Origin of the sequence: Streptococcus mitis, from assembly GCF_946188375.1 — a bacterium.
GTDB classification, from domain to species: Bacteria; Bacillota; Bacilli; order Lactobacillales; family Streptococcaceae; genus Streptococcus; species Streptococcus mitis_CX.
In genome coordinates this window covers 13,324-35,160 of sequence record NZ_CAMHUS010000012.1, presented here as the reverse complement: position 1 = coordinate 35,160, position 21,837 = coordinate 13,324, and the positions used below count along the sequence as shown (strand labels likewise).

Annotated in this window: 35 protein-coding genes and 2 tRNA genes; all 37 read left to right on the top strand. The window is 40.2% G+C overall.

Annotation, left to right across the window (positions count from 1 at the left end; translation table 11 throughout):
* Positions 1–11 precede the first annotated feature (11 nt).
* The 37 genes from N8M16_RS09325 (at position 12) to N8M16_RS09145 (ending at position 21,727) form a co-directional block, all read left to right on the top strand.
* Positions 12–968 carry a recombinase RecT gene (locus N8M16_RS09325; RefSeq protein ID WP_261070082.1) on the top strand — a complete coding sequence of 319 codons (957 nt, stop codon included), beginning with the start codon at positions 12–14 and terminating at the stop codon, positions 966–968.
* Position 969: 1 nt separating this feature from the next.
* Positions 970–2,151, top strand: coding sequence for a DUF1351 domain-containing protein (locus N8M16_RS09320; RefSeq protein ID WP_223335895.1), 1,182 nt, complete (start codon positions 970–972; stop codon positions 2,149–2,151).
* On the top strand, positions 2,148–2,960 hold the full coding sequence (locus N8M16_RS09315; RefSeq protein WP_223335894.1) for a PD-(D/E)XK nuclease-like domain-containing protein: 813 nt from the start codon (positions 2,148–2,150) through the stop codon (positions 2,958–2,960). The genes N8M16_RS09320 and N8M16_RS09315 overlap by 4 nt, the downstream gene beginning before the upstream one ends.
* The gene (locus N8M16_RS09310) at positions 2,960–3,229 is read left to right on the top strand and encodes a hypothetical protein (protein WP_223335893.1); all 270 of its coding nucleotides are present in this window, start codon (positions 2,960–2,962) and stop codon (positions 3,227–3,229) included. The genes N8M16_RS09315 and N8M16_RS09310 overlap by 1 nt, the downstream gene beginning before the upstream one ends.
* A gap of 183 nt (positions 3,230–3,412) precedes the next feature.
* Positions 3,413–4,564, top strand: coding sequence for a DNA cytosine methyltransferase (locus N8M16_RS09305; RefSeq protein WP_223335892.1), 1,152 nt, complete (start codon positions 3,413–3,415; stop codon positions 4,562–4,564).
* Between the two features lie 13 nt (positions 4,565–4,577).
* Positions 4,578–4,910, top strand: a complete 333-nt coding sequence (locus N8M16_RS09300) for a hypothetical protein (protein ID WP_261070081.1) — start codon at positions 4,578–4,580, stop codon at positions 4,908–4,910.
* Positions 4,907–5,422 carry a RuvC family protein gene (locus tag N8M16_RS09295; protein WP_261070080.1) on the top strand — a complete coding sequence of 172 codons (516 nt, stop codon included), beginning with the start codon at positions 4,907–4,909 and terminating at the stop codon, positions 5,420–5,422. Before N8M16_RS09300 ends, N8M16_RS09295 begins: the two co-directional genes overlap by 4 nt.
* Before the next feature lie 11 nt (positions 5,423–5,433).
* Complete coding sequence (locus N8M16_RS09290; RefSeq protein WP_261070079.1) at positions 5,434–5,937, top strand: DUF1642 domain-containing protein; 504 nt, start codon at positions 5,434–5,436, stop codon at positions 5,935–5,937.
* Entirely contained in the window at positions 5,934–6,272 is a 339-nt protein-coding gene (locus N8M16_RS09285; protein WP_261070078.1) for a hypothetical protein, read from the top strand. The genes N8M16_RS09290 and N8M16_RS09285 overlap by 4 nt, the downstream gene beginning before the upstream one ends.
* Positions 6,273–6,423: 151 nt before the next feature.
* Positions 6,424–6,795 carry a DUF1642 domain-containing protein gene (locus N8M16_RS09280; RefSeq protein ID WP_261070077.1) on the top strand — a complete coding sequence of 124 codons (372 nt, stop codon included), beginning with the start codon at positions 6,424–6,426 and terminating at the stop codon, positions 6,793–6,795.
* Entirely contained in the window at positions 6,792–7,052 is a 261-nt protein-coding gene (locus N8M16_RS09275) for a DUF1372 family protein (protein ID WP_261070076.1), read from the top strand. Before N8M16_RS09280 ends, N8M16_RS09275 begins: the two co-directional genes overlap by 4 nt.
* The gene (locus tag N8M16_RS09270) at positions 7,049–7,438 is read left to right on the top strand and encodes a hypothetical protein (protein ID WP_261070075.1); all 390 of its coding nucleotides are present in this window, start codon (positions 7,049–7,051) and stop codon (positions 7,436–7,438) included. Before N8M16_RS09275 ends, N8M16_RS09270 begins: the two co-directional genes overlap by 4 nt.
* 47 nt (positions 7,439–7,485) lie before the next feature.
* Positions 7,486–7,842, top strand: a complete 357-nt coding sequence (locus N8M16_RS09265) for a YopX family protein (protein WP_261070074.1) — start codon at positions 7,486–7,488, stop codon at positions 7,840–7,842.
* The gene (locus N8M16_RS09260) at positions 7,839–8,234 is read left to right on the top strand and encodes a YopX family protein (protein WP_261070073.1); all 396 of its coding nucleotides are present in this window, start codon (positions 7,839–7,841) and stop codon (positions 8,232–8,234) included. Before N8M16_RS09265 ends, N8M16_RS09260 begins: the two co-directional genes overlap by 4 nt.
* A complete protein-coding gene (locus N8M16_RS09255) occupies positions 8,231–8,464 on the top strand; it encodes a DUF3310 domain-containing protein (RefSeq protein WP_261070072.1) in 234 nt (77 codons plus the stop codon). Before N8M16_RS09260 ends, N8M16_RS09255 begins: the two co-directional genes overlap by 4 nt.
* The gene (locus N8M16_RS09250; protein ID WP_261070071.1) at positions 8,457–8,633 is read left to right on the top strand and encodes a hypothetical protein; all 177 of its coding nucleotides are present in this window, start codon (positions 8,457–8,459) and stop codon (positions 8,631–8,633) included. The genes N8M16_RS09255 and N8M16_RS09250 overlap by 8 nt, the downstream gene beginning before the upstream one ends.
* Before the next feature lie 106 nt (positions 8,634–8,739).
* Positions 8,740–9,159, top strand: a complete 420-nt coding sequence (locus N8M16_RS09245) for a DUF1492 domain-containing protein (RefSeq protein ID WP_214614759.1) — start codon at positions 8,740–8,742, stop codon at positions 9,157–9,159.
* 55 nt (positions 9,160–9,214) lie between these two features.
* Positions 9,215–9,296, top strand: a tRNA-Ser gene (locus N8M16_RS09240).
* 369 nt (positions 9,297–9,665) lie between these two features.
* Positions 9,666–9,744 (top strand) — tRNA-OTHER (locus N8M16_RS09235).
* 184 nt (positions 9,745–9,928) lie between these two features.
* Positions 9,929–10,375 (top strand): terminase small subunit, encoded by a 447-nt coding sequence (locus N8M16_RS09230; protein WP_261070070.1) that lies wholly within the window; start codon positions 9,929–9,931, stop codon positions 10,373–10,375.
* Entirely contained in the window at positions 10,365–11,621 is a 1,257-nt protein-coding gene (locus N8M16_RS09225; RefSeq protein ID WP_261042734.1) for a PBSX family phage terminase large subunit, read from the top strand. The genes N8M16_RS09230 and N8M16_RS09225 overlap by 11 nt, the downstream gene beginning before the upstream one ends.
* A gap of 11 nt (positions 11,622–11,632) precedes the next feature.
* Entirely contained in the window at positions 11,633–13,060 is a 1,428-nt protein-coding gene (locus N8M16_RS09220; protein ID WP_261070069.1) for a phage portal protein, read from the top strand.
* Positions 13,029–14,927: a minor capsid protein gene (locus tag N8M16_RS09215; RefSeq protein ID WP_261070068.1), complete on the top strand. Its 1,899-nt coding sequence runs from the start codon at positions 13,029–13,031 to the stop codon at positions 14,925–14,927. The genes N8M16_RS09220 and N8M16_RS09215 overlap by 32 nt, the downstream gene beginning before the upstream one ends.
* The gene (locus N8M16_RS09210; protein WP_152903169.1) at positions 14,911–15,222 is read left to right on the top strand and encodes a hypothetical protein; all 312 of its coding nucleotides are present in this window, start codon (positions 14,911–14,913) and stop codon (positions 15,220–15,222) included. Before N8M16_RS09215 ends, N8M16_RS09210 begins: the two co-directional genes overlap by 17 nt.
* 52 nt (positions 15,223–15,274) lie before the next feature.
* Positions 15,275–15,553, top strand: a complete 279-nt coding sequence (locus N8M16_RS09205) for a hypothetical protein (RefSeq protein WP_049500593.1) — start codon at positions 15,275–15,277, stop codon at positions 15,551–15,553.
* A 123-nt stretch (positions 15,554–15,676) separates the two neighbouring features.
* On the top strand, positions 15,677–15,889 hold the full coding sequence (locus N8M16_RS09200; RefSeq protein WP_049500591.1) for a crAss001_48 related protein: 213 nt from the start codon (positions 15,677–15,679) through the stop codon (positions 15,887–15,889).
* Positions 15,890–16,013: 124 nt separating this feature from the next.
* Positions 16,014–16,580, top strand: a complete 567-nt coding sequence (locus N8M16_RS09195) for a phage scaffolding protein (RefSeq protein WP_261070067.1) — start codon at positions 16,014–16,016, stop codon at positions 16,578–16,580.
* Between the two features lie 26 nt (positions 16,581–16,606).
* Positions 16,607–17,521, top strand: coding sequence for a capsid protein (locus N8M16_RS09190; RefSeq protein ID WP_261070066.1), 915 nt, complete (start codon positions 16,607–16,609; stop codon positions 17,519–17,521).
* 16 nt (positions 17,522–17,537) lie between these two features.
* Positions 17,538–17,798 (top strand): hypothetical protein, encoded by a 261-nt coding sequence (locus tag N8M16_RS09185; protein WP_049500584.1) that lies wholly within the window; start codon positions 17,538–17,540, stop codon positions 17,796–17,798.
* Positions 17,799–17,815: 17 nt separating this feature from the next.
* On the top strand, positions 17,816–18,169 hold the full coding sequence (locus tag N8M16_RS09180; protein ID WP_049500582.1) for a hypothetical protein: 354 nt from the start codon (positions 17,816–17,818) through the stop codon (positions 18,167–18,169).
* Position 18,170: 1 nt separating this feature from the next.
* Positions 18,171–18,527, top strand: a complete 357-nt coding sequence (locus N8M16_RS09175) for a hypothetical protein (protein WP_261070065.1) — start codon at positions 18,171–18,173, stop codon at positions 18,525–18,527.
* A complete protein-coding gene (locus tag N8M16_RS09170) occupies positions 18,514–18,942 on the top strand; it encodes an HK97 gp10 family phage protein (RefSeq protein ID WP_050253783.1) in 429 nt (142 codons plus the stop codon). Before N8M16_RS09175 ends, N8M16_RS09170 begins: the two co-directional genes overlap by 14 nt.
* Positions 18,932–19,354 (top strand): phage tail terminator family protein, encoded by a 423-nt coding sequence (locus N8M16_RS09165; RefSeq protein ID WP_084946626.1) that lies wholly within the window; start codon positions 18,932–18,934, stop codon positions 19,352–19,354. The genes N8M16_RS09170 and N8M16_RS09165 overlap by 11 nt, the downstream gene beginning before the upstream one ends.
* A complete protein-coding gene (locus N8M16_RS09160) occupies positions 19,341–19,541 on the top strand; it encodes a hypothetical protein (RefSeq protein WP_261070064.1) in 201 nt (66 codons plus the stop codon). Before N8M16_RS09165 ends, N8M16_RS09160 begins: the two co-directional genes overlap by 14 nt.
* The gene (locus N8M16_RS09155) at positions 19,541–20,824 is read left to right on the top strand and encodes a phage tail sheath subtilisin-like domain-containing protein (protein WP_261070063.1); all 1,284 of its coding nucleotides are present in this window, start codon (positions 19,541–19,543) and stop codon (positions 20,822–20,824) included. Before N8M16_RS09160 ends, N8M16_RS09155 begins: the two co-directional genes overlap by 1 nt.
* 18 nt (positions 20,825–20,842) lie before the next feature.
* Entirely contained in the window at positions 20,843–21,307 is a 465-nt protein-coding gene (locus tag N8M16_RS09150) for a phage tail tube protein (RefSeq protein ID WP_049500573.1), read from the top strand.
* A gap of 18 nt (positions 21,308–21,325) precedes the next feature.
* Entirely contained in the window at positions 21,326–21,727 is a 402-nt protein-coding gene (locus tag N8M16_RS09145) for a phage tail assembly chaperone (protein WP_261070062.1), read from the top strand.
* Positions 21,728–21,837: the final 110 nt, after the last annotated feature.

The window sequence follows — 21,837 nt, the reverse complement described above, 5'->3', positions numbered from 1 at the left end:
AGGAAACAGAAATGACAAACGAACTAACACATAAACAATTTTTTAACTCACCAGCTGTAAAACAGAAATTTTCTGAAGTGGTAAACGGTAACGGTCAGCAATTTGTGGCCAGTTTGCTTAGTATCGTAATGAACAATAACCTACTAGCTAAAGCTACCAATGAAAGCATCATGACCGCTGCTATGAAGGCTGCAGTCCTTAACTTGCCAATCGAGCCTAGCCTTGGATATGCGTATATCGTACCTTACAAGAACCAAGCGCAGTTCCAAGTGGGATATAAGGGTTTGATTCAGCTTGCACAACGAAGCGGACAAGTGACACGTTTAAATGCTGGAGAGGTCTATGAAAGTCAGTATAAAGGGTTTAACCCTTTGACTGAGGATCTTGAAGTAGACATGACTGCTATTCCAAAAGAGAACGAAAAAGTGGTAGGTTACTTTGCTTTCATGCGATTGGCCAATGGTTTTGAAAAGACAGTCTTTTGGACTAAGGAACGTGTCCAAGCGCACGGCAAGAAGTACAGTCAGTCATTCTCTAGTAAATATAGTCCATGGCAGTCTGATTTTGACGCTATGGCTCGTAAAACGGTATTAAAGCACATGCTTTCAACTTATGCCCCTCTTTCTACCGAATTGCAGGAAGCAATCGTTGCAGATAACGAAGATAGCACAGTTTCAAACAAGAATGAAGTCAAAGATGTTACTCAAGAGCCAGTCGCTGAAACTTTGGACGGTATCCTAGGAGCTCATAGTACGCCCACAGAGAGCGAGGACGTTGTATATGGAGAATTTACCGAAGGAACCAAAACAACCCCAAAAATGGCTGAAAAAACGGCAAATGATAGCGAATTAACCTCTACCGAATACCCTGCAGATGAAATTCCAAATTTTAACGAAGAAACGGGCGGAGTAATTGACCAAGAGTCAGAAAATGGTCAAATGGACATGCTAGAAGGAGAGGATTTCTAAAATGGTTGAAGAATTAAAAGATGTGACAGATAGCTTAGAACTTGTTCCAGTAACAAATTTAGAGATTGGTTTTGTTCTAAAAGCTGCTGAAATCCAAATCCAAGGCAAAGAAGTTTTGGAGCAAGCTTTAGAGTCTTACAAAAAGAAATACGCTGGCTATATCGTTACAGAAGAAACTTTATCAGATGACATTAAAGTCAAAGACGAGTTGGGACGAGTACAGCGTCAGATTGAACAAGAACTTAAAAACCAGCTTTCAGAATACTCTAAACCTCTTGATGAAGCAAAGGCTTGGGTTGATAGCATATTAGACCCTATCAAAACTTTGCAGACAGACATTAAAAATCAAATCAGGGAATTTGAGGAGAGAGAGACAGAAGCCCGAAAGGAAACGGTCAGAGAAGCTTTTGAATCTGCAATCGCAGAAAGTGGTACAGAACTTGACATCAAATTATTTGCTATTTACTTTGACGATTTCAGCAAGAAGAAGTGTTTTATGGCCGACAATGTGCGAATCAATCAAGCTACCTCTAAGATGATCGTCGGATTGGTTGCAGAAGAAGCCGCTAAGAAGCAACAACGTGAAGCTGGACTTATCCAGATTACAGAAGCGGCAGCTAAAGCTGGTTTCGGACCTACTGTCTACATTCGCAGTTATGACCAGGGAGCGAAACTTGTTGATGTTTTGCAAGCAATTCTTGATGACAAGACATTAGCTGAACGAGCTAAAGCGGAAACCGAACTAAAAAAGCGTATTGATGAAATGACTGCTATCGCAGTAGCTAAAGGTTTGAATCCTGAAAAGTACGTTGATTTGCTAAGAGAGGGGCGCTCTGCTTTGGATACTATTGATATCTTACATGCAGACGCAGATGAGCTTAGACGGACCAAAGCAGAAGCGAAACAAGATACTCAGGATCAATTCTACGCCCAAAATCAGCCTGAATTTGGGTCAGAAAGCAGTTCAGGGGGCAATCATACCCTAGAGCAAGAAACAGGCCGAAAATCGCAAAATATGGCTTCTGAGGATGGCGTTAAAAAATATGGTTACAAATTTACTGTAGATTTAATTTTTCCAGCAGAGAACGCAAAGGAAACAAAGGAGCAATTCAAAGAATGGCTCAATGCTCACGGCGTTCAATTTGAGCCACGAACAAAATCAGTAAAGGTGGAGATGAAATGACAATGGACTTACTTGGAAAAGACTACTACTCGGTAGATTCCGCACGTCGCTACTGGTCTATCTCGCAATACAAGCGATTTAGAGAGTGCGAAGCACGGGCATTGGCAGAGCTAGAGGGAGAGTGGGAAGACCAACGAGATAACACAGCTCTTTTGGTTGGTAACATGGTTCACAGCTATTTTGAAAGCCCAGAAGCACATAAGAAGTTTATGGATGAAAATGCAGATGCCATGATTTCGAAAGCTGGGAAAACCAAAGGTCAGTTAAAATCTGACTTCTTAGTTGGTCAGCACATGATTGAGCGATTGGAAGCTGACAAGCAATTTATGGATTACTATGTCGGCCAGAAAGAGGTTGCTGTCACAGGCGAAATCGAAGGTGTGGAATTTAAAGGCAAGATTGACTGCCTCAATGTTGAAAAGGGCTATTTCGTAGACATTAAGACCACAAAATCAGACATTGACAGCATGGTCTGGGTTCAGGATGAAGCAAGCGGACGAAATATTCAAGTCCGCTGGTTCGAAGCTTGGGGATATGTCCTTCAGATGGCGGCTTATAAGAAAATGCTGAAAGAGCAGTATGGCAAGGAGTTTACCCCTGTTATCTATGCCGTGACTAAAGAATCTACTCCTGATACCCGAGCGATTGTTTTTCAATCTCAGGAAAAACTTGATTACGAGTTATCTGAGTTATCTATGCTTATAAAGCATCTTGACGATGTAAAAAAAGGGAAAGAAGAGGCGAAGCCATGCGGTCATTGTGAATACTGCAAAACGAAAGCGTTGAGTCAGCGTGTGGAGGTGGTCTGATGAGTAAACAAGTAAAAGACATACTAGAAACTCACGACACAGGTTGTCCTCATGGCATCACATTTGCAATATATCAAGATAAAGATGAGTGTATTGCTTTGTTTGGTCGTTCTGGTTGGCCTGGACTCAAACCTCGATTTATTCGTTGGAATGAAAGTGTTGAAAACAGAACAATGTATCACACAGAAGAAGAGTTACAGGATGCGTATGTTGATAAAGTCAAAGTAGTTGAGGAAGATTTTATCATAATTGAATTGTTGCCATTTTAAGAGGGAAAAATAACCCAAAACCAACTATTTCCAAAATGGAAACAACTCAAAAACCAACAAGCCGGGCATTCTTGTAAAACTGCGAACTAGAAAACGTCAGTAAAGGTCATGTGATCTTGGACGAGCGACTGCCCGTATTTAGCCAATTCTCACAAAGGCAGTCGCATTTTTTTAGATAAACAGATGAAATTTTTGGATTTATTCGCTGGCATCGGCGGTTTTCGTCTTGGTATGGAGTCCGCTGGGCATGAATGCGTTGGATTTTGTGAAATAGACAAATACGCTAGAGCCAGTTATAAAGCGATACATAACACAGAAGGAGAAATTGAATTACATGACATTACAAGAGTCACAGATGAGTCTATTCGAAGATTCGGAAGTGTGGACGTTATCTGTGGGGGCTTTCCGTGCCAGGCTTTCTCAATTGCAGGAAACAGACGAGGTTTTGAAGATACACGAGGAACTTTGTTCTTTGAAATTGCTAGGTTCGCATCTGTTCTCAGACCTAAATATTTATTCCTTGAGAACGTCAGAGGACTCCTCAACCATGACGGAGGGGCTACATTTGAAACCATCATCCGAACCTTGGACGAATTGGGGTATGATGTGGAATGGCAAGTGCTTAATAGCAAGAATTTTGGAGTCCCCCAAAATCGGGAGCGTGTGTTCATTATCGGACATCTTAGAGGAGGAAGTGGACGAAAAGTATTTCCTCTCAGCGGAGATGGTGCATCGATTACTTGTGAACAACCAAAAATAAACAAGGTTGGGAATATTAGAAAAAAAGGGAAATCACAAAGTGGTGATGTCGTCTCAATTGACTCATTGGCTCCTACTCTGTGTAGTACTACGACACAAAAGGATCCGTTGAAAGTTTTAATCGAAAATGAAATAAAACAGTTTGGAATTCTGCAACCGAACTATAATCAAAGCGGTGTTGTGTATGATACTGATGGTATATCACCAACCATCCGAGCCTATCAAGGTGGAGGTCTTGAACCTAAAATCAGAGTCAAAGAAGCAACATCTAAAGGTTATGCAGAAGCAGAAATTGGAGATAGTGTGAACTCGTCACACCCAAACTCAAAAACAAGACGAGGACGAGTTGGGAAGCAAGTAGCCAATACCCTCTTGACTGGAGAAAGTCAAGGAGTAATTGAGCCTGATTTTAGAATTAGAAAACTAACACCTCGTGAATGTTGGAGATTGCAAGGATTCCCAGACTGGGCTTTTGACAAAGCGCAAGAGGTCAACTCGAACAGTCAATTATATAAACAAGCAGGAAACAGTGTGACAGTCAATGTCATTGCTGCTATCGCAAAAGAATTGAAATAAAAGGAAGTAAAAAATGCTAAATAAAATCGACATACCAGGAACAGATATCACACTTGAAATCGTGGACAAGACCATCACGATCACCAATAAAATTGAATATGATATGCAGATGCATTTTAGAAATACAGATGCAGATGCTTCTCTTGATACAAGCGGCGACGTGTTTGAGCCTCTCTACTGGTTAGATATTAAGGCGACACCGAAAATGCCGACAGAGTATCATACGAGCCATGGAATCAAGAGAGAAAAGCGCCGCTTGGCCGAACTTCAGAAGTTCTTTGAGTTTATTGAGAGTAATAAACGAAACCTATTTGATCTCTGTGGATTCAAGGGAGAACTGCAATGAGTTCATTGACATTATCGTTAGACATTTCAACTACTGCGACAGGCTGGGCCGTATTTCACGGCTCTGACCTTGTCCAGAGTGGTGTCTTAAAACATAAAAGCAAGTCGTTCTTTGAACGTGGACGGTTCATGGCTAGTGAATTGCGAGCGATTCAATCGAGAGCGCTCCAGAAGTACGACTGCCACTTTGAATCAATTGTAGTCGAGAAGAACTCAGTCATGGGGCCAAATCAGCAGTCTATGATTAGTATTGGAATTGTGACAGGTATCATTCTTGGCCGACTGATTGCTGACAATGTGTACTTCGTGAACGTGTCGACTTGGCGCAAGTACTGGAAGTTTAGTTACAAGGACCGAAGTAAAAAGTCGATGAAGCTACAGGCAGTTGCTAAGGTGTCTGATGAATTCGACCTGAACGTTAAAGACGATGAAGCTGACGCTATCCTGATTGGTTCGTATTTTGTAAATCATGGCCAAGAATTTGGAGAATTGGAAAGCCACAAGGTAAGTTGAGGAGTTAGAAGATGAATAAGCAGGAATTGATTGAACGTATTGAGGGTATGCCTTACAAAGAGGGACTTATCGTGGATACGGTTAAAATCAGTAGAAACGGGTTATTAAAATTAATTGAACAACTAGACGAACCGCAACCAGTCAAAGTTCCGCAGTGTGTGGCGGATTGGATAACGCATTCAAAAAATATAGGGCGTTCTTTATTTGGAGCAATGAGTATCTTTGAAGAAAATACCGAGATTAAAAAGTGGATGCAATGGGCAGAAAACCAAGAAACATTCGCACTAGCTTGGATTTTTGGCTACGAGGTCGAGAAAGAATCGAAGTATATTGTGAAGGTGAAAGCGACTGGACAATGCTTAGGAAAATATTACATCAACAATGAGATATTATCACCAAGATTTATCTACACAGGACGACATGCAGATAGTTTCACCCGTAAAGAACTTGAAGAAGCGGATTTCAGCTGGGTGTTTGATTGCGATGGCGTGGGAGTTGAGGAGGTGGAAGAATGAGTTATGATTTAGAAATATTAGCGAAAATAGAAAACGGAGATTATATTTGTATCGCTGAACCTAGATATAGTTCTCCGACATACAATCTCGGAAAGATGTTTAGAATTGCTATGGATTGGGATTTTGACCAAGACACTACGTACACCATTGCTGATGTTTTAGATAACATTCAACGCGGTATCTCTGAATTAGAACGGTACCCTGAAAAGTATGTGCAGTATGAACCTGAAAATAGATGGGGAACAGTCAGCGGTGCATTGGAAGTTTTAAAGTCGCTGAAAGAGTGTATTTTAGAACAAGATATTGATACGAAATATTTATATATGAGGTGGTAACATGAAACGACCAAACAGATACCCTTACACACGAAGTCAATGGAATGAAGAAACTGTTACTCACTATACATATAAAAGCGATATTTGCTATACAAGTCACATTTTAGAAAATAGACTTACTGGAGAAATTAAGAGTAAGGAGGTGGAGTGAATGGCTAGAATCAGGGTGCCAGATCACGTTGGGAAATACATAGATGAAGCTAAAAATTGGAAGTTGTGCTTGGACGACGCTATAGAATTATTAAAACAAGGGACAGCGAGTCCCAAAACTGCGGAATGGCTCTTTAAGTATAAAAATATGGGCGCTTTTGCCCGAGCGTGGTTAGATGGATTTGAAACACCAAGCGAAATACAATTGACTGAAGGAGAAACAGAACTTGAGTACTACGAACGAATACTCAAAATGCTGCCATTATATCCTACTCCTCTTCTGACACATGCTATGGCTTATGTCAGTACCAAAATTGACCGATTGAAAGAAGCTGAAAAACGAAAATTAGATAGCAAGGAGGTCACAAATTGAAACGATTCATAGCAGTCTGGATTTTATTGTCTGCTGGACTAAACATCTGGCAGAGTATCCACATTAAAAAACTAGAAGAAAAACGCCCGATTGTCGTCTATAAAGCTGATAATCAAGGTGCAGAAATTAAAGGCAGAGTCTTACAAAAGGAGAAAATTGGCGACATGTACACTATCACAGTACAAAATTATGGAGTGTTCGTAGTTACTAAAACAAACTATGAATCTCTAAAAATAGGAGATGAGGTACTACTATGATGAAGCCACAAAGATATCCTTTTGCAGGAGCAAAAAAAGAAGATGAAATCAAGAAAATTGCAGGCATGTTTAAAAAGGTGAATTTGCCAGATTTTAAATTGAGTGGAGGCTGGGAATATGATCATTTAATGTCTTGGACACGAGTATATGTAGAGATAGCAGGTTTTGGCAAGGTTTTCCATTCAAAGCTTATCCTACAAAGTGTAGATTTTGATAAGGACACCATGACACATTTTAAAGTAAAAGTGATCGAGGAAATCCTGAAAATGACGGTGTACGAATTTAAAGAAAAGGGAAATTATGCTTGGGCGAACACGTTCGGAGACCTATTCACTAGCATTACGGATTGCGGTTGCGCACGACTACCAATTGGAGGACTAAAATAATGATGATGATCAGACTACGAGCATACGACAGAGAAGAAAAACGATTTTTGGGTTTTGAAGAAGTTAAAAAAATCCTGACTTTTGCAGACTTGAAAAATCCCCGCTATCTTTTCGCAAGGTCTACTGGTTGCTATGACAAAAATGGGGCAGAGATTTTTGAAGGCGATACTATCAAGATTTTTGACTTCAAGGGGAGCGTAAATTTTGGTAAGTATGAATTTGAGCATACAAGCCACGGAAATGATGAAGAGTTTGAAGGCATCGGATTTTACTTAACATTTTTTGAAGAAAAAGACGACAACGGAGAATATAAAAAGTTTGTCTTAACAAAAGATATGATAAATGTTGGAGAGCTAGTGCCACATGTAGCGTTTGAATTGGAAGATGAGGAGGCTTTGGGATGATACTGAAATTTAGAGCGTGGTTAAAGAAAGAACAGAAAATGGATAATTATATCGACCATATCAGTTGGCTAGAGGATGAGTTATATTGTATTGGGGATGGAATTACTTACATGGTTTCGGCAGAAGATTTAGTACTCATGCAATCAACAGGACTCAAAGACAAGAACGGTAAGGAAATATTTGAGGGGGATATTCTTGAAATTGAAGATGAAGGAGAAGTCCTTGGGAATGCAAAATTGACTTGGCATAATGAGCAAGCTGTCTTTATGATAGAAGCAATAAGCGTAGATGATATTGCACCATTTCATGAAATTCTTAGCGATGAAAGTTACTCTTATAGAGTTGTTGGCAACGTCTACGAAAATCCAGAGCTTTTTGAGGAGAAAGAATGAAACCAGAAATAATTGACAACGTAAACAACCCAAGCCACTACCAAGGTCGGTATGGAATGGAATCTATCGATGCTTTAAGAAATTTCATGACACCAGAACAGCTGAAAGGCTTTTATCTTGGAAATGCCTTGAAGTATCAACTGCGATTCCAGAAGAAAAACGGTCTTGAAGACCTGAAGAAAGCCAGAAAGAACCTTGATTGGTTGATTGAGGAGATGCAAGATGAATAAACGTCAACGCAAAAAGAAAATTTTGAACGGTCTGAACAAAGAAGAAAGATACCGTAGGACGCATTGTCCTATTTGCGATAGCGAGATTGGAGTATTTGATGAATACTTTAATAGTTATGGATTTTGCTGTGTGCCATGTGGTTATGAATACTATGGAATTGAGAGGTGACCAGCATGAAACCTAGAAGATACCCTTGATAAACAAAAAAAGCCAAGGCACTCTCTACCTCGACTCTAATCTCAATAATATTATTATATCACAAAGGAGATAGAGAGTGAACAAGGCTAAAGAGCTATTGAAAGAATTACAAGACCTTGACATGGACATCCAAAGCCGTATAGATGAAATCAATGAGCTTGAGGCAGGTTTGCTCTCAAGTCCTAAGTGGTCAGGTGTCAAAGTCCAAGGTGGACAGACTAGAAAAGTTGATGATGTCTATACTCAGCTTGTCGTGATGAAAGAGGCTATAGAGCAGGATACTAAAGAGGTTATTAACAGAAAACTTGAACTTGGTAGAATGATCAACAGGCTTAAAAATCCAAAAAGCAGGTCTGTCCTTAGAATGACTTACATCACTAAGACTTACATTGAGGATATTTGCGACAATTTGAGAATTAGCAAGGCAACTTATTACAGATTACGCAAACAGGCTGAGTCCGAACTAGAGGAGACAATCATAGACAAAGTGAGCTAAAGTGAATGCGCATGAAGTCTAAAATCTGTTAGAATGGTAGTGTCAAGAATTGAAAAGAGAGGTCTCAGAATTGGTAGATGGTTACCTGAAATCAGGGTGTCGTAAAGGCGTTGAGGGTTCGAGTCCCTTCCTCTGTTTCGTTCATTGACGTCTCCTTTATAATTTATTATATTTTTCCGAGGTTTCGGCCTCGTTTTGGCGGTGACAGGTAAGTGGTTTCTCTCCTATGTTTCCCTTGGTTCGATTCCGGGCATCGCCGTTTGAGTGTTTGTGTCCCAGAATGGGGTAGGCAGTTGGCTTAGCATTCATATATCACTCATTAACTTAAAAATGGTTGCAGAAGCGACCGAACCTCGCATGGTTGCGTAGCTAATTATATTCCGGATAAGTTATAAGCTAGGCGGTTTGATTCCGCTAGAGGTTTTAAATGACTACAAAAAAATAAAAAAAGGAAAACTTTCAAATTGATTACTAATTAACACGCAAGTCGGTAGTCTACTTGCAGTTGGAACGTAGCTCAGTTGGTGGAGCGATATGACTATAAAGGGTCTGAAACGTAGGCAGGTTCGAGTCCTGTCGTTCCAATTGTATCTCTGTGAGTAGCTATCACAATAGGGGTACAGGGCGGTAATTAGATTTAGGCTGATTAACCTGTAGGACAGAGATAAAGTAGCGCTATATAAGGCTCTGGTGGGGGAGGCACCCACTTACCGCATACAGTCACTCTTTGAGTGGCTTTTTTGATTATTTGAAAGGTGGTGATGGAAAATTGAATGAAAGACAAAGACGATTCGCAGATGAGTACATCATCAGTAGAAATGCAACACAATCTGCAATAAAAGCAGGGTATTCTGATAAAACAGCGAGGTCTATAGGACAAAGATTGTTGACAAAAGTTGACATTTCTGAATACATCAAAAAACGTACAGAAGAACTTTTTGACGAACGTTCAATGTCAATCGCAGAAGCCTTGGCAATCTCTGCTAGTATTGCTAGAGGGGAAACTCAACAAGGGTATTCGAAGAGAACTGTAAAGACTGCTGAAGGTGTAAAGGTGTCGGAAACGACTTATGAATTTACTCCAACGATTGAAGAAAGACAACGTTCTCTAGACCACATATTCAGAGTGAACGGGGCTTATTTAGAGAGAAAAGAAATCGAGATGTCTTCGGCTGTTCAATTCGTTGATGATATAGGAGTTGGCGATGAAGCGTAGAATGAGTGAATTTATTCCTAAGGCTTTTTACTCTATGTGGCGTGCAGCATTTGACCCTAAAATCTTACATGTAGTTGAAAAAGGTGGGCGTGGTTCTGGTAAATCAAGCGACCTCGGGCACACTATCATTCAACTGATTATGCGCTATCCAGTCAATGCCGTGTGTATTCGTAAGACAGATAATACCCTAGAACAATCGGTTTACGAGCAATTGAAATGGGCGATTAGTGAGCAAGGGGTCAGTCATTTATTTAAGATTAATAAATCTCCTTTGAAGATAACCTATATTCCAAGGGGGAATTATATTATCTTTCGTGGTGCGCAAGATCCAGAGCGTATCAAATCCTTGAAAGATAGTCGCTTTCCATTTGCGATTGGTTGGATTGAGGAGTTAGCCGAGTTTAAAACTGAAGATGAAGTAAAGACAATCACCAACTCACTTCTACGTGGAGAATTGGCTGACGGTCTTTTTTATAAATTCTTTTACTCTTACAACCCGCCAAAAAGAAAACAATCTTGGGTGAATAAGAAATACGAGAGCGTCATACAGCCTCCGAACACCCACGTACACCATTCAACTTACTTGGACAACCCATATATATCCCAAGCCTTTATAGAAGAAGCAGAGGCCACGAGAGAGCGTTCTGAGAAGCGTTATCGTTGGGAGTATTTGGGGGAGGCTATCGGTTCGGGTGTAGCACCGTTTGAAAATCTGGTATTCCGCAAGATTACAGATGAGGAGATAGCAAGGTTCGATAACATTCGGCAAGGTAACGACTTTGGTTATGCTAATGACCCTCTGGCTTTTGTAAGATGGCATTACGACAAGAAGAAACGTGTTATCTATGCAATCGATGAGATTTATGGCGTGAAGATTAGCAACCGTGAATTGGCTGAAAGAATCCGTGAGAAAGGCTATCAATCTCAGATGATAACCTGTGATAGCGCAGAACCTAAGTCGATTGATGAGTTAAAGCTGCAGCTGAATATCCCGCTTGTTCAAGGTGCTAAGAAAGGTCCTGATAGTCGTGAGTATGGAGAACGCTGGCTGGATGATTTGGATGCCATTGTGATAGATCCAGAACGCACACCGAATATTGCAAGAGAGTTCGAAAGCGCTGACTATGCAGTTGACCGCGATGGAAATCCCAAGCCTAAATTAGAAGAAGTAAATGACCACACAATCGACGCTACTAGATATGCGTTTGAAGACGATATGAGACAGCCAGGAATATCATTCTGGTAGGAGAAGGAGAAATGTTGAGTAATTGGTTTAAATGGTTAATTAGGCGGTTGTTGATTAAGAATACAACCCAAAATGAAATACTAGAGATTGAGATAAGAGAACACCAGAATTCTGAGAAGGTAAGCACGATGAAAGAGGCTTACGACTACTATCGAAATCGCACAGCTATTCGAAATAAGAAAGTAGATGTAGACTGGCGGACGAACTCAAGGATTGAATTAGGCTTGTTCAAGAAGTTGGTAGACCAGAAGGTTGGTTACTTGTTTTCTAAAAAACCGACAATCTCGGTTGAGGGAGAAAAGTCGCAAGACTTTTTAGATAGTGTGTTTGACGAGGACCTTTTATCTACGATTAAGTCGCTCGGTAAGGAAGCAGTGATGAAAGGGATAGCTTATGGCTTGCCTTATTACGACGAGAATGGTCGTCTACGCTTGTTTAAAATCCCAAGTGAACAGATTATTCCTTTTTGGAAAGATGAGCGTCATTTGGAACTCTCTGCCTTTGTACGTGTCTACAAACAAGCCGTCTACGAAAGCGGAGTGAAGAAGACTAAAACCTTTGTAGAATACTACGATGAACAAGGAATTACAGATTATATCTGGACAGGTTCACACCTTGAGCTCAATCCATTGTCTAAGGAGACCAAGGGGAATTTTTATTACGTCAACGCAGACGGCACACGGATTCCTTATACTTGGGAGAAAGTACCTCTGATTCCATTCCGTTACAACGAGTATGAGGATGGTCTTTTAGTTCAAACTAAATCTTTGATTGATAATATTCAACTTCAAATGTCTACTAACGCTGATATGTTGGCAGATATGCCGAAGTTGATTTATGTTTTGAAAAACTATCAGGGTGCAGATTTAGGCGAGTTCATGAATAACCTGAACAAGTTTCGCTCTATCAAGGTTTCTAGCGATGGTGGTGTAGATACCCTACAAGCAGACAATGATACTAGCGGAGTTGAAGCAGATATCGAACGCTCTCGTAAGTTCTTGTATGAAGCTGCTCGAGCCATTGATACCCAAGATGACAATCTAGGTAATGCCAGCGGTCAGGCTCTTAAATGGCGCTATACAGACCTTGATTTAGACTGTAACGAGCTAGAAAATGAGTTCCAAAAAGGTATCAAGCAATTCCTTTGGTTTGTAGAACAGTATGCAGCTAACAAAGGAGTAGCGTTTGATTCATCTAAATTTACTTATGTCTTTAACCGTGACATCATTTCAAATGAGTCTGAAGCTATTCAAGATTGTGTGAACTCAATCGGTATCTTAGACGACCTAAGTATTCGTGAACAGCATCCATGGTATCAACCAGAGGTTGAGAAACGATTGAAAGAACAACAGGAACAAGGACAAGCTCCATACTCTCAGACCAATTTCAAAAAGGTAGATGAAGATCATGACGACCGAGAACAAGAAAAAGATAGATGAGTATTGGACTGAGCGAGCTTTACAACAGGAACAAAACGCTCAGATAGTTGCTGATAGGTATATGGCCCAGATTGGTCAATCCTTAGCAGATTATAAACACCAGCTGGTTTCTGAGATTGAGAAGTTCTATGCCAGGTATGCGGTTGATAATAAAATGACTCATGCAGAGGCCAAGCAATATCTGACAGATAAAGAGCGTAGAGAGTTTAAGCATGTAACCCTTGAAAGGTTCCGTGAGATGGCCTTGAATCCTGATACACCGACACCCCTGTTGGACGCTTTGAGCTATCGCCATCGTATCAGTCGTAAGGAGGCTTTGCTTGCCGAAATTGAGCGTCTAACGGCTGAGTTATACGGTAAGCCAGACGGCATACATGACAAAGTCACAGAGGCTCTGAGTGACGTCTACATCAAAGGTAAAATCCATCAAGCTAAGAACCTGGCTCATTTCGGAATAATAGAGAAACCAATATTAGGTGTAGATGCAGTAAGGCATAAGATGGCTAGTAACTGGAGCGGTAAAACATTCTCAACGAATGTGTGGGGGCATGATGCAGCTGTTTATAAATCTATCAGTGATACAATCAATAAAGGCCTAACAGGTGGTTGGTCTGTTGATAGAATGGCTAGGGCTCTTTCTGAACGTACAGGAGTTGCCTATCATAGGGCTGATACGCTTGTCAGGACTGAGACGACCTTTTATAATAACCTCGCGACGCTAGATACTATCAAAGAATTAGGTGGCGACCATTACGAAATCGTAGCGGTATTAGACAGTCGCACAAGTGAGATTTGCAGGCTAGAAAATCACGAGGTTCATTCTGTTAAGGAATATGAACCAGGTCGAACCGCACCTCCATTCCATGTCCGTTGCCGTTCTACTATCAGGCCTGCAGTCAAATCTGACAAGCCTAGTCCTTACTTCAATATCTTGCAAAACAACGGCTCAGTAAAACTAGCTACCGAGAAACGTTCTCTGGACGAAATCTTTGCAGGATGGGAGCGTGAAGGGGAAGCTGTCAAAGAAAAACTGTTTGCGAAAGACTATAAGGAAGATACGAAATCTACGGATAAATTCTCTGAAGGATTAGATACAAAGATAAAAACTTTAGCAAATTTCTCTAATAATTCTAAAAAATGGTATAATGATTACGTAGAGAAAACTTTGTCTATTGAAGATATTGAAACTGTTAGCGAAAAATTAAAAGAAGTTTTCGCTAATAGCAGTTATGCTATGCGTTTCAAATCTGAAAATATAGATAAATTGATAGATTCAAGTAGATTTTTGAACCAGTTTGAAACTGGAACAAGCGGTGGTACTGTAAATACGAAGTATCGTCGTCAAGCAAATGAACAACTTTTTGGTTTGCAAGGTAAAAGGCTGAAAAAACCTGAATTTGAAAAGTATGGCTACTTTGGAAATAAAGATCCTTATGAAGATTTTATCTATAATCTAAAAGCCTACGCTGGTGTTGAACAGTATGGTGATATTATCGTTCATTTTTCAAAAGAGAAAATAGCTGATAGAACAACCTTTACAATAAACAATAGTTTGGGTCCAGCCGCTTTCAAAGACCTTGTTGCTGACAATCCTAACAAACCTCGTCTTGTAGGAATCGATAAAGATTATCTGGAAGATTATACTTCTATCTTGAAAAACACGAATATAGACACTCCAGAAAAAGTAAGTAAATCATTAGGAATAAGATATGTTGAAGCTCAATATCATGGAGAAGTTCTCTTATCTGATGTTTCTAGTATGTATTTTACAGATAGCATTCCAACAAATAAACAAGTGGAATCATTGAAAAAAATCGGAATAAAATTATTTATGAGAGAAGGTGATAGATTTGTTCGAATTAAATAATATAATCGGGTTAGATATTGCAAGGAAAAATGTGCTAGTAACCTTAGTGGACGGACGTTGCGCTTTGGTTGATTTGAAAAGAAGGGTTTTTGTTGTTGAAATCTTGTTAGATTCTTTTTACAAATGGATGGAATTTCCTAATTCTCCAAGTGAGGACGATATAGATACTGTAAGAAAAATACTGCAACATCCGGAAAATGTAGGTTATGGCCCTTTAGCTGAAAAATACATGTTGAATCCTAAAGTAAAAAGCGATTTCGACAAAATGAAAAAAGAAGCTGGATATAATTACTAAGAGCACCTAGAGAAATCTAAGTGCTTTTCTTATGCTTAGGAAGGAGCGAGGAATGAAATACCGTAAAAAACCAGTGGTCATTGAGGCAGTTCAACTTAATGAACGTTGCTTGATTGAAGAGGATTGGTTCTGGGACGCAGTGACCAGGAATGAGATTATTGTTCATGACAATGGCAAGTGGACTAAGAACCCCGCATGGTGTGAGATCAAAACACTTGAGGGGGTTATGATCGCAAAAACAGGAGATTATATCATCAAGGGTGTGCAAGGTGAATTTTATCCATGCAAACCTGACATCTTTAAAGAAACATACGAAAAAGTAGAGGAGTAAAGACATGTTTATCTGGGATTGGGTATCAATCGCTTTCGGGTGGTTGGTATTTTTGTTGTTAATATTTATTATTATGGCCGTAATCAGCGGAATAATTAAAGGTGTAAAGAAAGGATTGAAAAAATGAAAGATTGGAAAGAACGCTTTATCGATGAGTATAATTCGCTTAAGGATAAATATACAAAATTACATAAAATGATTATCAAATACGAAGCTGGTACGCTTGAATTTGAGCCAAAATGCTCAATTGAAGTTTTAAAAAATCAAAAACGTGCCATGGGTCAGTATTTATACTGGCTAGAAGTTCGATCAGAAATCGAAGGAATCGAATTATAAAACTAACCGCGTCGAAATCGAGGCGGTTTTCTTTCGCCCTGGGCATGGCGTTAAAAGGCTTTTTTACTTTACCAAAATGTCGTGGTCGTTGCCACGTTAAAACAAACGTACAGGAGGAAAAGAAATGAATCGTAAATTTTTGGAACAGTTAGGATTGACTGAAGAACAAGTTGAAGCAGTTATGTCTGAACATGGGAAATCAACACAGGACCTACAAGCGAAGGTGTCTGCTGCAGAAGATAATGCTAAGGGCTTGCAGGACCAGTTGAAAGAGCGTGATAAGGACATGAAACAGCTCAAACAAGACGCTGAAGGCAATGCTGACTTACAACAAAAATACTCAGACTTGGACAGCAAGTACAAGACACAACAGAAGGAACATGAACAACAACTCAAGACAATGCAACTAGATCATGCTATTGAAATGCACTTAAGCGGTAAGGTTCATGACGCTGGAATCGTGTCTAGTCTACTAGATAAGTCTAAATTGGGATTAGGTGACAACGGAGCGGTGACTGGGTTAGATGAACAGTTGACGACTTTGAAGGAATCTAAAGGCTTTTTATTTGCTCCAGAAAAGGCTGTAGAACCACATATCGCTGGTGCTAAGCCGCAAGGGGCAACACAAGAAGAAACAGTTGCTAACGACCTGACAACGCAGATGATTAATGCGTTTACGTCAGATCTATAATCAAAAAATAGAAAAGAGGAACAGATATGCCAGCAACATTGAACTATGCACAGGCTTACCAACAAGGTTTGCAAACCCGCTACAGTGAAAACGGATTGTTATTCACTAACAAACTTTGGAACTCTCCATCAAACACGCTTTTGAAATTCACAGGGGCTAAAGAAGTGAAAGTACCACGTCTTTTGATTAAAGAAGGACGTAAAGATCGTACACGTCGCACGATTACGAACATTGACGCTAACTATGAAAACCAATGGGAAACATACACATTGACTAACGAGCGTTACTGGTCAACACTAGTAGACCCATCAGATGTTGATGAAACTAACTATGTTACTTCCATTGCTAACATCACTAAAACATTCAACGATACTGAAAAAGTTCCAGAAATGGATAAATTCATGGTATCTAAATTGTTCTCTCGTAAGAAAGAACTTGATACAGAAAGTAAACAAATTAAGTCATTGAATTTGACTGAGGAAAACTTCCTCGCAACATTCGATGAGCTGATGGAACAAATGGACGAAGCTGGAGTACCAGCAGAAGGTCGTGTTATTTTCTGTACACCAGCAGTTAAACGCATGATCAAGAACATCAAGCAATTTGGCCGTACAGTCAATATCCACGGACAAGGTACAGTTATTGACCGTTCTATTGGTCGTTTGGACGATGTGACGATTGAGCCATCTATTCCATCTGACCGTATGAAGACCTTGTACAACTTCACAAATGGAGCTAAGGTTGACCCAACTGCTAAACAAATCCATTTCTTCTTGATTCACATTCCGTGTATGGCAGCGCCACAAAAATATGAATTTGTAGGACTTGACGCACCAAGTGCTTCTTCAAGCGGTAACTACTTGTACTATGAACAATCTTACGATGATGTATTGCTATTCAAAACTAAGCACGAAGGCCTAGCATTTGTCGTCGCACCTTAAAGAAGGAGGATAGAAAATGTTAACAGTAAAGAAAGACAATCGTGTATTGAATATCGACGAACTAGAAAAAGTAACCTTCTTGGAAGATGGTTATGATGTGGTTGAAGTTCGTGACGGTGAGTACGCTGTGGTTGAATCTGCTACTGGCGGACGCACTTACACTATTCAAGAGTACAGAGCAGTAGTTGCTGAACGTGATAAGGCTCTAGCTGAACGTGACCAAGCTCTAGCTGAACTTGAAAAACTATCTAAAAAATCCACTAAAGACGATAAGTAGAAAGAGAGGTTCTGCTGATGGAGAAGAGAACATCGGAAGAAATCCAAAAGCATAATGAAGATGCTAGACAAGCATTGATTGACTTGTATGAACAACGTTATTCATGCTATCCAGAAGAGTTAGTAGTCGATGAAGTCATGCAGAACATTCTTAATTACTGTAATCGTGAGGATTTTCCTTTAGAGTTGCGATTTGTGGCCATTCAGATGGTTTATGTTGTTTATAATCCTGACCAAGCTGTCCAAGGCAAGAATATATCCGTTGGAGATACTCGTGTCGAATTGGCTAAGTCAGACCTTGCCAGACGTGCCGAAAGTGTCTTGCTGGACTTTGCTAGCCAGTTACAGCGGTTCAGAAAGTTGAGGTGGTAGGATGAATATCAATGATGTCCTATCTCAGGCAAGACCAAGCATTGAATGGACCTATGATAAAAAGATGGATGTGTTTGCTACTGTCGAGGGGACGAAGCCCAACGGAGCTGACTTTGTAGAGTTTAAAGAAATCTACGAGAAAGTTCCCTGCCGTGTCTCTGTTCGTAGCTTAGTGAATACTGAGCAGAACGAAGCGCATCAACTCAAGACAGAACACAAGATTTTCTGTTCGCCTAAATTTGCTATCAAAGCTGGTAGTAAATTGATCGTGGACGGTGTTAAATACCTGACCAGTGAAGATCCGATGGTCTATGTCACACATCAAGAAATTGTGGTGAGACGGCATGAGTGGCTATGATGATAGTGATGTTCAAGAGTTCTTGAAACGACTTGAACGTGCTCAGGCAATCATTGACTCTGAATTTATGCAGGCTGCTAAAGATATCGGTCTAGCCTTTTTGAAAGAGGTTAAGGAGCGAACACCAAAGGGCCTAACTGGTAAGCTCAATCAATCGTGGAAGATGGAAGTAAGCAAAAATGGGAATGTGTACGAGGTTATCGCATTTAACCCTATGGAGTATGCTTCTTTCGTTGAAAGCGGACACCGCCAACAAGTAGGGCGTTATGTCCCTGCAATTGGCAAACGCTTGGTCAATCCTTGGGTAGAAGGGCGCTTCATGATGAGGCTGACAGAAGAACAGATTAAACAGAAAATCCCACAAATCACGCAACAAATCGAAGAGAGGCTAAAGGAGGAACTAGGTGGATTATAGTATTAGACCACTCGTCATCAAGCAACTCAAAGATGTGTTTGGGTGCAAGGTATATGATGAACAAATCCAGCAAGGATTGAAAACACCTTGTTTTATTGTAGATGTGAAGCCTGTGACTCGGAAGCGGTTGGCCAACCAAAATGATAAGCAGGTTTTTATTGTCTTGCTGCATTACTACACCGAAAAAACAACAGACTTATATCAAAAGTTTGAAGAGATTGAAATGGTGTTTAATTCGCCTTCTTTTCGTTATTTGGGGGATAAGTACCCTATCAATGATTTGAAGGTGGAATACAATGCTAATGACTTGATATGCACATTTACAATCACTCGATACGTACGATGGGTTGAAGAAGAACCGACAATGCAAATATTAGAAAGGATAGGTGAAACTTCTCATGGAAATGAATGAAGAAGTAGGTTATGTAACCGAACCAGTGGTGCCAACCACTGAAGATAAATTTGGCAAAGAGGCACTACTCAAGTATTTTGAAGATGATGCAACTTTGTTAAACATTTTGCTAGAAGATGACCAGTCATACTCACTAGCAGAAGTAAGACACATTTTAGAAGACTGGAGAAAGGGTGTGGCTAACTAATGGCACAATGGACAGTACAGAATAAACGAGTTCCAAAGGCCTACATCAATTTCGTATCAAGAGATGATGTGATTATTCCTTTGGAAGACAATACGATTGCAGCAGTTATGATTGCTGGATCTTGGGGAGAGCCTGGTGCCTTCACACTTGTTGATGGTACAAGCAACTTCCGTCGCCTATTTGGTAAACCGATTGATGAACTTCTTCCGATTCGTGAAGCCTTGAAAGGAACTGGTAAGGTCCTTGTCTACAATGGTGTGAACAACACTGGGGTTCAGGCAACGAAAACAGAAAATGACATGGTTGTTACAGCTAAATACAAAGGATTGGCTGGTAACCATATTCATGTTATCTTCAAGAAACAAGTCGAGACTGGTTTTGAGGTAACAACCGTTTTCTTCGGAAAAGAAGTTGATAAACAAATCATCACAGCCTTGCCATTTAAGAATGACTATGTGAATGTAACGGGTACTTTAACAACAGAAGATAAAACAATCTTGCTTGAAGGTGGTACCGATGGTGCTACAACCAATTCAGAGGTTGAAGATTTCCTAAATGCACTCGATACTCAAGACTTCCGTGTCTTGGCTCTGGGTACAGATGAAAGTGCAACAAAAGCACTTGTTACGGCTCATATCAAGAAATGGCGTGACGCTGGTCGTTCAGTCATTGCAGTCTTGAATGATTACACGGATGCTGACGATGAAGGTGTTGTATCAGTGGGTAACGGGGTTACTTTGAGCGATGGTACGAAACTAAGCGCTAAGGACTGTGTATACTTCGTAGCTGGTAAGTACGCAGGAGCTGGCTTGCAATCCAATACATTCAAGTCGTATCCAGGAGCTATTGACTGTGAGCGTAAGAATGAAGCAGAGGCTGAAAAGCTCATCAACAAAGGTCAGCTTATCTTTGCTTATCGAAATGAAAAAGTTATTATCCTGTCAGATGTGAACTCATTTACTAGCTATACGGCAGAACACAGCCGTATCTTTGGTAAGAACAAACTTGTTCGTACAATGGATAATATCAATGCTAATGTCAAGTATATCTTTGAGAACTACTTCATCGGTAAAGTGCCAAACAACGTGAATGGTCGTGAGTTGTTTAAACAACGAATCATTACAATGGTCCTTGACCCACTTGCTCAGAAGCAAGCCTTGGAGTATAAAGCGAAAGATATCGAGATTTCACAAGGTATTACTAAAGAGTCTGTCGTGGTTAACTTGCCAGTTGTCTTGACTGACGCTATGGAAATCTTGTACATGACGGTTATCTGTGATTAAGAAAGGAGAAACTAGCTAATGGCTATTATGAACCAATTGGATGCTTTGTCTGCTAAAGAAGGAACGGTCTTCTTTACAATCAATGACAAGCAATATGAACTAGCAGAGCTTATCTCTCTAGAAGCGAAAATTGAATACACAAAGGCTGATGTTACCCCTCTGAACTCTCGTATGAAGGGTGGTAAGATTGTTGGTGCAGAAGGTACAGGAACTGTGAAGATGTATTACCATCGTCCTGAATTGAAGAAAATGGCTTTGGAATACGTTAAAAACGGCTTGTTGCCTCGTATCGATATTAAGTGTACCAACGAAGACCGCACATCTCGTGCAGGCCGTTATACCATTGTTTTGAAAGGTGTTCTGTTCAAAGAATCACTTATCTTTAAACTAGATGGATCAGCAGATGAGGTCATTGATGAAGAAACGGACTTCACATTCCAAGATTTTGATATCTTATCAGAATTCCAAGAAATTACATACTAACACAAGGAGGAAATAGTGGTGAGTGGATTACAAGCGTTTTTGAAACAAAACAAAAAAGGGGAAGAGACTAAAGATGTCTTGCTTCCTTCTTTTGAGGAACCAGTTAAAATTCGAGTGTTGAGCGCTCGTGAAGCGGACTTAATCAATGACCGTTGCTTTGTCAATAAGCCTGGTCGTAACGGACGTCAAGAGCGTGTTTTTGACGGTGTTAAATATAACCGTGAAATCTGTATTGCGTCTATCGTGATTCCTGACCTTAACGATAAAGAATTGCAAGATTCTTATGGAGCAATGGGAGCTTCTGAGCTATTCGGTACCATGTTCAATTGGGGCGAAAGCGCCTTGATTTTGGAATCTGTGACCGAACTCAGCGGTATCAACCAAACTTTCCAAGACAAGGTTGACGAGGCAAAAAACTAATAAAAGAGGACGCGGAGGCACAACTTGCCTACTTCGCCCTCGTAAACTATTACATTCGCCCTAGTGAATTTGTGAATATGGATGTAGAAGAAAAAGCCTTTTTCGCTGCA

Excerpts from the sequence above, each read along its gene's own strand:
- N8M16_RS09325 (WP_261070082.1), top strand. The coding sequence starts at position 12 with ATGACAAACGAACTAACACATAAACAATTTTTTAACTCACCAGCTGTA.
- N8M16_RS09320 (WP_223335895.1), top strand. The coding sequence starts at position 970 with ATGGTTGAAGAATTAAAAGATGTGACAGATAGCTTAGAACTTGTTCCA.
- N8M16_RS09315 (WP_223335894.1), top strand. The coding sequence starts at position 2,148 with ATGACAATGGACTTACTTGGAAAAGACTACTACTCGGTAGATTCCGCA.
- N8M16_RS09310 (WP_223335893.1), top strand. The coding sequence starts at position 2,960 with ATGAGTAAACAAGTAAAAGACATACTAGAAACTCACGACACAGGTTGT.
- N8M16_RS09305 (WP_223335892.1), top strand. The coding sequence starts at position 3,413 with ATGAAATTTTTGGATTTATTCGCTGGCATCGGCGGTTTTCGTCTTGGT.
- N8M16_RS09300 (WP_261070081.1), top strand. The coding sequence starts at position 4,578 with ATGCTAAATAAAATCGACATACCAGGAACAGATATCACACTTGAAATC.
- N8M16_RS09295 (WP_261070080.1), top strand. The coding sequence starts at position 4,907 with ATGAGTTCATTGACATTATCGTTAGACATTTCAACTACTGCGACAGGC.
- N8M16_RS09290 (WP_261070079.1), top strand. The coding sequence starts at position 5,434 with ATGAATAAGCAGGAATTGATTGAACGTATTGAGGGTATGCCTTACAAA.
- N8M16_RS09285 (WP_261070078.1), top strand. The coding sequence starts at position 5,934 with ATGAGTTATGATTTAGAAATATTAGCGAAAATAGAAAACGGAGATTAT.
- N8M16_RS09280 (WP_261070077.1), top strand. The coding sequence starts at position 6,424 with ATGGCTAGAATCAGGGTGCCAGATCACGTTGGGAAATACATAGATGAA.
- N8M16_RS09270 (WP_261070075.1), top strand. The coding sequence starts at position 7,049 with ATGATGAAGCCACAAAGATATCCTTTTGCAGGAGCAAAAAAAGAAGAT.
- N8M16_RS09260 (WP_261070073.1), top strand. The coding sequence starts at position 7,839 with ATGATACTGAAATTTAGAGCGTGGTTAAAGAAAGAACAGAAAATGGAT.
- N8M16_RS09255 (WP_261070072.1), top strand. The coding sequence starts at position 8,231 with ATGAAACCAGAAATAATTGACAACGTAAACAACCCAAGCCACTACCAA.
- N8M16_RS09250 (WP_261070071.1), top strand. The coding sequence starts at position 8,457 with ATGAATAAACGTCAACGCAAAAAGAAAATTTTGAACGGTCTGAACAAA.
- N8M16_RS09225 (WP_261042734.1), top strand. The coding sequence starts at position 10,365 with ATGAAGCGTAGAATGAGTGAATTTATTCCTAAGGCTTTTTACTCTATG.
- N8M16_RS09220 (WP_261070069.1), top strand. The coding sequence starts at position 11,633 with ATGTTGAGTAATTGGTTTAAATGGTTAATTAGGCGGTTGTTGATTAAG.
- N8M16_RS09215 (WP_261070068.1), top strand. The coding sequence starts at position 13,029 with ATGACGACCGAGAACAAGAAAAAGATAGATGAGTATTGGACTGAGCGA.
- N8M16_RS09205 (WP_049500593.1), top strand. The coding sequence starts at position 15,275 with ATGAAATACCGTAAAAAACCAGTGGTCATTGAGGCAGTTCAACTTAAT.
- N8M16_RS09200 (WP_049500591.1), top strand. The coding sequence starts at position 15,677 with ATGAAAGATTGGAAAGAACGCTTTATCGATGAGTATAATTCGCTTAAG.
- N8M16_RS09195 (WP_261070067.1), top strand. The coding sequence starts at position 16,014 with ATGAATCGTAAATTTTTGGAACAGTTAGGATTGACTGAAGAACAAGTT.
- N8M16_RS09190 (WP_261070066.1), top strand. The coding sequence starts at position 16,607 with ATGCCAGCAACATTGAACTATGCACAGGCTTACCAACAAGGTTTGCAA.
- N8M16_RS09185 (WP_049500584.1), top strand. The coding sequence starts at position 17,538 with ATGTTAACAGTAAAGAAAGACAATCGTGTATTGAATATCGACGAACTA.
- N8M16_RS09180 (WP_049500582.1), top strand. The coding sequence starts at position 17,816 with ATGGAGAAGAGAACATCGGAAGAAATCCAAAAGCATAATGAAGATGCT.
- N8M16_RS09175 (WP_261070065.1), top strand. The coding sequence starts at position 18,171 with ATGAATATCAATGATGTCCTATCTCAGGCAAGACCAAGCATTGAATGG.
- N8M16_RS09170 (WP_050253783.1), top strand. The coding sequence starts at position 18,514 with ATGAGTGGCTATGATGATAGTGATGTTCAAGAGTTCTTGAAACGACTT.
- N8M16_RS09160 (WP_261070064.1), top strand. The coding sequence starts at position 19,341 with ATGGAAATGAATGAAGAAGTAGGTTATGTAACCGAACCAGTGGTGCCA.
- N8M16_RS09155 (WP_261070063.1), top strand. The coding sequence starts at position 19,541 with ATGGCACAATGGACAGTACAGAATAAACGAGTTCCAAAGGCCTACATC.
- N8M16_RS09150 (WP_049500573.1), top strand. The coding sequence starts at position 20,843 with ATGGCTATTATGAACCAATTGGATGCTTTGTCTGCTAAAGAAGGAACG.